The sequence below is a fragment of the Nocardia pseudovaccinii NBRC 100343 genome, assembly GCF_001613225.1.
GTDB lineage: Bacteria > Actinomycetota > Actinomycetes > Mycobacteriales > Mycobacteriaceae > Nocardia > Nocardia pseudovaccinii.
Genome location: NZ_BDBY01000449.1, coordinates 1 through 5343, shown reverse-complemented (window position 1 = coordinate 5343; position 5343 = coordinate 1). Strand labels below are relative to the sequence as shown.

General features: G+C 65.8%; 4 protein-coding genes. 2 read left to right on the top strand and 2 right to left on the bottom strand.

The genetic code is table 11. The features are described from left to right. Positions 1-161: 161 nt before the first annotated feature. Both macS and NP3_RS45695 read right to left on the bottom strand, forming a co-directional pair. Complete coding sequence (macS, locus tag NP3_RS45700; RefSeq protein ID WP_063047931.1) at positions 162-1367, bottom strand: MacS family sensor histidine kinase; 1206 nt, start codon at positions 1365-1367, stop codon at positions 162-164. Further along, a complete protein-coding gene (locus NP3_RS45695) occupies positions 1345-2589 on the bottom strand; it encodes an AI-2E family transporter (RefSeq protein ID WP_063047930.1) in 1245 nt (414 codons plus the stop codon). Before NP3_RS45695 ends, macS begins: the two co-directional genes overlap by 23 nt. Before the next feature lie 102 nt (positions 2590-2691). Between NP3_RS45695 and NP3_RS45690 the strand changes: the two genes are divergently transcribed. Continuing rightward, positions 2692-4212: an adenylate/guanylate cyclase domain-containing protein gene (locus NP3_RS45690; RefSeq protein ID WP_174566323.1), complete on the top strand. Its 1521-nt coding sequence runs from the start codon at positions 2692-2694 to the stop codon at positions 4210-4212. Positions 4213-4216: 4 nt separating this feature from the next. Beyond that, on the top strand, positions 4217-5326 hold the full coding sequence (locus NP3_RS45685) for a lysylphosphatidylglycerol synthase transmembrane domain-containing protein (RefSeq protein WP_063047929.1): 1110 nt from the start codon (positions 4217-4219) through the stop codon (positions 5324-5326). Positions 5327-5343 lie beyond the last annotated feature (17 nt).

Below are 5343 nucleotides of genomic sequence, written 5' to 3'. Positions count from 1 at the left end.
TCGCATCATCACTCGTCACAAGGTCCTCCTCCGCTCGCTCGCGCACGTGGGGCAGCCCGGGCAAGAATCGCCTCGGCCGCATCACCAGCATCACCACTGGTCACAGTGTCCTCCTCCGCGCTCCGGAGACACCGACTCCGGCCAGCACGGCTGCGGTGAGTTCACGCGGCAGCGTCCGAACGCGGCACCCGAAACTCCCACTCGGTACCGAACCCAACTCCACCAGCCTCCTCGGTCAGTAACACCGCCGCTCCCCCCAACGTCTCGATGCGGCCGATGATGGACCGCGAAACCCCCATGCGCCCCTCGGCCGCCGCCTCTTCCAAGCGCCCCGGCGCAATCCCGACACCGTCATCGCGCACGCTGATGATCAGCTCGTCACCGGTATCCTCCAGCAGCACATAAGCCTTCGCATCCGGGCCCGCATGCAGCCCGACATTGGACAGCGCGTTCGCCACCGCCGCAGCGATCTCGCCCGCCATCCAACGCCCGACCCGCACCGGCTCACCCGGCGTCGAAACGAACACCGACGGCGTCGCGTGCACCGTCAGCAGCGGCCGCAGATCGACATCCGCACCACCGGTATCCCCGTGCCTACCTTGTTCGGAGAGCAAAACCCGCAGCGCCACTTCCTGTTCCGCCGCTCGCTGCGCCAATTCCTCGGTGGAACCGCCGATCTCGTTACCGCGCCGTTTGATGTAGCTGAGCACCTGCAGCACGCCGTCGTGCACCTCACGAGCCAGCCGTTCCCGTTCCTCGGCCGCGGCAGTCAACCGAACGGCCCGTTCCAGCTGCCCCTGCGCCCGACGCGCGGTATTGGCGGCCAGTCCGAGCGCCAGCCCGATGGAGACGAGCACCGGCGCGGTCGCATCGGCCCACACATCCTGGCCCCACTGCTCACGCACTGTCACGATGACCCCCGCTATCAGCAGCCCGGAGAGCACACCGGCGAGCGGCCCGCGCAGAATCGCCGCGGAGACAACGGCATTGGCGACCCACAGCGTGGTCGGCAGCGTCTGATGCCCGTGGTACCAGCTGTAGTCGGCGACCAACCGGGTCGAGGCGATCAGCGCGATCACCACCACGTGATCCCCGATCACCACCCACGACCGCAGCCGCGCCACATCGGGAAAGTGCCACTGCGACAACATGAATGCCGACGTACCGGACCACACCGCCATCACGGCGATCAGTACCCAGCTCAGCTGCTGATTCTGATAGTGCTGCACCGAGGCGATCTGCTGACCGACCGCATAGAGCAGTGTGACCAGCCGCAATGCCTGCACGGCACGCCACAGCGGCGCGGTCGCCGCATCGTCCGCGCTCAGCTCGGCCGCACCGGCCTCAGCCGGGCCCGGCCGAGTCATCCGACCGGTCCTCCCGGTGCATCTCCCTGGTCAGCACCGCATCCACATCGAACCGGCCGGGCTCCGGTTTATCCGGCTCCACCGCGAATCGACCCCCGTCGCCGGTGTGCAGTTCCTCGAACGCCTCCTCCGGACTCTCCGACAGCAGCGACCGGATCGCGGTATTCATCACCGCGACGAACGGCACCGCCAACAGAGCGCCCGCGATGCCGCCGAGCACGAGGCCCGCCGCAATGGCCAGCACCACCGCGAGCGGATGGATGCTTACCGCCCGACCGAGCAGCAGTGGTTGCAGCACATGGCTTTCCAGCTGCATGACCGCGATGATGATGCCGAGCACGATCACCGCGGTCACCCAGCCCTTGGTCACCAATGCGATGAATACCGCGATGGTCCCGGCCAGGAATGCACCCACGATCGGTATGAACGCGCTGATGAAGACCAGCGATGCCAACGGCAATGCCAACGGCACCCCGAGAATCGCGAGACCTGCACCGATGCCGATGGCATCGACAAGCGCGACCACCACCGTCGCGCGGACGAATCCGACCAGCGTGCCGAAGCCGAGTTGCCCTGCGGTGCGCACCTTTTCCCGATGCGGGGTCGGCACGATCCGGGTGACGAAGTGCCAGATCTGATCGCCGCCGTAAAGGAAGAAGATGAGGATGAACAGGGTCAGGAACGCGCCGGTGAGCACATGCCCGATCACCGTCGCGGTGGTCAATGCCCCGCTGGTGAGACCTTCCCTGTTCGATTGGATGGTTTTGACGATCGTGTCGCCCGCATTCCGAATCTGCTCATTGCTCAGATGCAGCGGACCGTTGATCAGCCAGTCCTGAATTTCGTGGACGCTGTGGGTGATTTCGTCGGACAGCTGCGGTACGCCCTCGATGAACTGCTCGATGACGAAGGTCATGATTCCCGCGACCACCCCGAGCGATCCGACCAGCGCGACGAAGACCCCCACCGACCTGGGCACCCCGAGCCGCTGCATCCAATCCACCAGCGGCGCCAGCATTGCGGCGGCCAATAGGCCGATGGCAAGCGGTATCACCACCGTCGCCAACTTCTGCACGACCATCGTGATCGCGATCAGCGCGGCGAACATCACCAGTAGCCGCCACGCCCACTCGGCGGAAACTCGGACGAACGGATGGACAGAATCAGCAGCCGACCGCGCAGCAGTGGCTTTTCCGAGAGCACTAACCTTCTGGTCGGTCACCTCCGCGAGCCTAATGGCCGCAGAGCGCCGCGGACATGCTCGGATGAGCTGAACGCTAGATTGGTGATCGTGTCAGCGCCCTTGGAAGCGGTCAAACAGACCATGCGAACGCGCTGGCCGCTGTACCTGACATCGATGCTGTTGGCCAATGCCTTCGGCGCGGTCCTGGTGTGGGCGTTCATCCAATATGGACTCCCGGTTCCCGAAGGTGAGGCGGCCGGTGCGCGACGCACCGGCCTGGTGATTCCCGGTCTGGTTTTCACCACCGGTGGTTTGCTGAGCCTGGCCGCTTCGGCGCTGATGCTGCGTCCGGTGATGCGCTGGCAGATGCGCGGTGGGCCGCCCAGCCACCAAGAGCAGATGGCCGCACTGCACGCGCCGCTGCGCCAGGCCATCCTGCATCTGGTGCTGTGGTTGATCGGCGGCGCCATCCTGGCGGCCACCATCATCGTGGACGCGCCGGAGCTGGCGGGCGCCGTCATCGTCACCGAATGTATGGCCGCGACGATCGTCTTCGGTTTCACCTACATGCTCGGTGAACGAATTCTGCGCCCGGTCGCCGCTCAGGCCCTCACCGAGGGCTCGTTCGACCACACGCTGACGCCGGGCGTCGGCACCAGGATGGGGATGACCTGGGGTATGGGCACCTTCGCGCCCACCATCGCCATCGTGCTGCTGTGCGTCACCCAGATCTCCTCGGACGTGAAGTTCTCCGCGCAGTCGCTGGCCATCTCGATTCTGCTGCTGTGCGGCGTGGTGATCATGCAGGCGCTGGCGCTGTCGATGCTGACCGGATCGAGCATCTCCGACCCGGTGCGCCAGCTCAGCCAGGCCATCGACCGGGTGCAGGAGGGCGCTCGCGACGTACAGGTCGAGGTGTTCGACGGCAGTGAGATCGGACTGCTGCAGGTCGGCTTCAACCGCATGATGGAAGAGGCCGCCAAGCGCCGCCAGCTGCAAGAACTCTTCGGCCAGCACGTCGGCGAGGAAGTGGCGCAGCGCGCACTCGACTACGGCACCGAACTCGGCGGCGAGACCCGATTCGTCGCCGTGCTGTTCGTCGACATGGTCGGATCCACCGCGACCGCCGCGGAGCGACCGCCGACCGAGGTGGTCAGCCTGCTCAACGAGTTCTTCCGCATCGTGGTCGACGTCATCGACCGGCACCACGGCTTCGTCAACAAATTCGTCGGCGACGCCGCACTGGCGATCTTCGGCGCCCCGCTGGACCGTCCGGACGCACCGACCGCCGCCCTGGCCGCCGCCCGTGAACTGCGTGAAGTCCTGCGCGAGGTGCCCGGACTCGATATCGGCATCGGAGTTTCGGCGGGCCTGGCCGTCGCCGGAAATATCGGCGCCGCAAACCGTTTCGAATACACCGTCATCGGCGATCCGGTGAACGAGGCATCACGCCTGACCGAACTGGCAAAGGATCAACCCGGCCGCGTACTCGCCTCGGGCAGTGCGCTGTATTTCGCCGATGAAAGTGAGCAGGATTTTTGGCTGACGGGCGAGGAAGTCCAGCTGCGCGGGCGGCGACGAAAGACCAGGTTGGCCTGGCCGAAGGATGGGACCGATCCGCACGTCGATGCAGACAGCGAAACAATCGGTTCGTTAGGCTGACCGCGTGACGGCCAATGGGGAACTAGCCGGCGAGCCTGCGCCGCAGCCGTCCGACGACCCCGACAGACCGGCGAAACGTGGTCGCCGGAGCAAATTCTGGTGGGTCAAATGGGTCGCGGGCATCGCCCTGCTGGCATTGCTGATCGGCGAGGGTTACTACCTCTGGCCACGATTACACGATTCCTGGAATAACCTCACCGAAATTCATTGGGGCTGGGTCGCCGCCTGTATCTGGTTGCAGGCCCTGTCGATGAGCGGATTCAGCCGGGTGCAGAAGCAACTGCTGCATGCGGGCGGCGTCGAGGTCCGTCAGCACAAATCCGTCGCCGTCGTCTACGGCGCCACCGCCATGTCGGTGACGCTGCCTGCCGGACAGGTGTTCTCCACCGCCTTCACTTATCGCCAGACCCGCCGGTGGGGTGCGAATCCGATCGTCGCCTCCTGGCAATTGGTGATGTCGGGTGTGATCGCAACCGCCGGACTTGCCCTGCTCGGCGTCGGTGGTGCGCTGCTGGTGGGCGACCGGGTCGGCCCGTTCAAGCTCATACTGTCGCTGACCGGTGTGATCGCGCTGGTGTGGGCGGGGAACCACCTGTCGAAGAATCCGGGCGCGCTGGAGGCCGTGCTGCGCCGCGGGCTCGCGCTGCTCAACCGGATCCGCAAACGCCCCGCCGAGCAGGGCATGAACAAGATCGCCGATATGCTCTCGCAGCTGGAATCGGTGGATCTCGGCAAGCGCGACGGCGCGATGGTCGCGGGTTGGGCGCTGGTGCACCGCTTCGCCGATGTGGCCTGTCTCGGCGCCGCCTGCTACGCGATCGGTGCGGATCCGAAGCTGGCCGGTCTGCTGATCGCGTTCACCGTGGGCAAGGCCGTCGGCTCTATCCCGTTCGCACCCGGCGGCATCGTCTATGTCGACGCGACCCTCATCTACGGCCTGACCGCGGGCGCGACCCTGCCCGCCTCCCAGGCCGTCGCCGCCGCCTTCGTCTACCGCCTGGTGAGCTTCGTCCTGGTCGCGATCATCGGCTGGATCGTCTTCGCCTTCCTCTTCCGCACTCCGCAGGCCGATGATGCCGAATTCGAGAAGGAGTTCGAACAGCGCCGCCTGTGACATTTGGCTGTATCTTT